1 protein-coding gene and 1 pseudogene are annotated in these 2,711 nt (G+C 74.7%); one reads left to right on the forward strand and one right to left on the reverse strand.

The genetic code is table 11. The annotated features are described in order from the left end of the window. Window positions 1-221 precede the first annotated feature (221 nt). On the forward strand, window positions 222-2,225 hold the full coding sequence (locus SZN_RS36580; RefSeq protein WP_043735257.1) for a glycoside hydrolase family 5 protein: 2,004 nt from the start codon (window positions 222-224) through the stop codon (window positions 2,223-2,225). A gap of 297 nt (window positions 2,226-2,522) precedes the next feature. Here the strand turns inward: SZN_RS36580 and SZN_RS42110 are convergent. Then, a pseudogene (locus tag SZN_RS42110) lies at window positions 2,523-2,711 on the reverse strand (SCO2400 family protein); the annotation flags it as partial.

The raw sequence follows: 2,711 nt of genomic DNA on the forward strand, positions 1-2,711 counted from the left end.
CGGGCGAGGGGGCCGGGGGGCGGGGGGCCGGGTGAGGTGCGCCGGCGGGCACGGCGCGTTCCGCCCGCGGGACCGCGTGGGCCGTCGGGGCGGCGGGCACGCGGGGGATCGACCGCCCCCGGCCGCGGGCCGAGGGGGCGCGCGGGCTTGTCCGAACGTCCCCGTGTCCCGGCGCCGCCCGTTGCACTACGGTGGACACGCCGGCGCGACATGACGCCGCCATGACAAATGAGCCGTGGGGGTGGGGCACCGTGCGGGGATCCCTGGTGAGGGCGGCACTCGCCGCCGTGGTCTTCCTGATCGCCGCCGCACCCGTTCCCGGCGCCGCCGCCGAACCGGTGTCCACCGCCGCGCGCACGGCGCCGGACGCCTCCGGCTCCCCGGCGGCTTCGGGGACCTCCGGCGTCCCGGCCGGTGTCGCCGCCGCCGGGAACTGGACACCGCCCCTGAGCACCCGGGGCCGCTGGATCGTCGACGCGAACGGCGACAGGTTCAAGCTCCGCTCCGGCAACTGGCACGGGGCCAGCGGCACATGGACCGGCTCGGGCGACCCGGAGGCCGACAGCAACCAGCACGCCGGTGAGAACTCGGGCCGGATTCCGCTCGGCCTGGACCGCGCCCCGATGGCCGAGATCATCGCGGGATTCCTGGAGATCGGGATCAACAGCGTCCGGCTGCCGTTCTCCAACGAGATGATCCGCGACAGCCGCCCCGTCACCGACCGCGCCGTCGCGGCGAACCCCTCCCTGCGCGGCAGGACCCCGCTGGAGGTGTACGACGCCGTGGTCCGCGAGCTCACCGCGGCCGGACTCGCGGTGATCCTCAACAACCACACGAACACGACCCGTTGGTGCTGCGGGGTGGACGGCAACGAGCGCTGGAACACCAGCCAGTCGACCGCGGCCTGGGAGGAGGACTGGCTGTTCATGGCCCGTCGCTACCGGGCCAACCCGCGTGTCGTCGGGGCCGATCTGTACAACGAGGTGCGCCGCTCGGTCTGGGACGACCCCAACTGGGGCCTCGGGGACGACCGCGACTGGTTCGCGGCCTCCCAGCGGGTCGGCGACCGCATCCTGACCGAGGCCAACCCGGACCTGCTGATCGTCGTCGAGGGCATCAACTGGACCGGCATCCCGGTCGACGGACTGCCCCACGAACGGCCCACCCTCGAACCGGCCCGGCGGCTGTCCCACACCCTCGTCGACTCGGGCAAACTCGTCTACTCTGCCCACTTCTACGACTACACCGGCCCCAACCACACCGGTGCCACCGGGACGGGCGAGACCAGCGACCCGCGCTACCGGGATCTGAGCCCCGACGAACTGATCGCGGTCCTCAACCGCCAGGCGTTCTTCATCTCCGGGGAGCAGAACCAGCATTTCACCGCCCCGCTCTGGATCAGCGAGTTCGGCGTCGGAGGGCGCGCGGAGACGGGGCAGAAGCAGCGCGCCTGGTTCGAGAACTTCGTCGACCAACTGATCCGTACCGACGCCGACTTCGCCTACTGGCCGCTGGTCGGCTGGCACGAGAACCGGCAGGGCAACGGCTGGGCACTGCTGCACTGGGACTCCGCGGGCCGGCGGATGGGCCTGTACGACGGTGACGACTGGCGTGCCGCGGCCTGGACGCGGCTCATGCGGGCCGAGGGCCGGACCGGGCCCGTGGCGCCGGTCGCCGACTGGTCCATGCTCAGCCCCGATCGCGGCGACTTCGTCCAGTCGCGGCGGATGCGGGCCCTGCCGGACTGGGACAGCGGCGCGCGCAAGGCCGTCTGCCCGGACGGGCAACGCCTCCTCGGGCTCGCCCGCACCGGCAACCGGGGCCTGTGCAGCGACGTTTCGGCCACCGCGCTGTGGGACCCGGGGCGCGGGCACGAGGTGGTGTCCGACGAACGGCATGTCCGGCCCGGCGCCGACTGGGCCTCCGGCTACACCAAACTCCAGTGCGGCGAAGGGCAGTTCCTCATCGGGTACAGCGTGCGGGGCGCGGCCGTCTCCGCCGCGCTGTGCGCGACCGCACCGGCCGGCAGACTGGGCACCCAGGGCCGTACCGTCTGGTTCGACCGGGGCGACAACCGGGGACCGGACCCCAAGGGCGGGGACTTCGCCTACGGCCGCTACAAAGGGCAGTGCGCGGACGACGAGTACGCGGCCGGGATCGCCTGGACCGGCCGGGTGGGGTCGTCGCGGACCCCGGACGCGCTCTACTGCCGGAAGCTGGCCTGACCGGCGCCGACGGGCGCGGGCCTCCCCCGGCGCGGGGGCGCCCGGAGAGGCCGCGGTCCGCCCCCGGGAGGCTCGTGTCCGCGGCCCCGGCAGCCCGGACTCACAGGTTGGTCATGTGTCCGGCGAGCCCGTGCACCGCCTCCTTGGAGCGACATCCTGCTCTGCCGGTGCCGTACACGCCGGTGCGGGCGTCGTACGGCTGCTTCCCGCACGGACGCGTCCGCGCGGTCGTACGGCGGTCCGGAAGCGTGGCGGCGCTCCCCGGCTGCCTCGGGAAGGGGGCGGCGTACGGTGCCGTCAGCCCAGGCAGAGGACGCCGAGCACGCAGAGCTGGGCGGGCCGCGTCTCCTCGGGCGCCGGGCTCGCCGGGGGTGCGGCGGTCCCGGAGCCGGATCCGCCGGTCGAGGGGGTGCCGGGCGGCTGCGGCTGTCCGGCGGCGGCGCCACCGCCGGCCGCGCCGGACCCCGTGGCGGTTCCGGTTGCGGA

Origin of the sequence: Streptomyces zinciresistens K42, assembly GCF_000225525.1 — a bacterium.
GTDB lineage: Bacteria > Actinomycetota > Actinomycetes > Streptomycetales > Streptomycetaceae > Streptomyces > Streptomyces zinciresistens.

Coding starts and splice junctions, on each gene's coding strand:
- SZN_RS36580 (WP_043735257.1), top strand. CDS start 222: ATGACAAATGAGCCGTGGGGGTGGGGCACCGTGCGGGGATCCCTGGTG.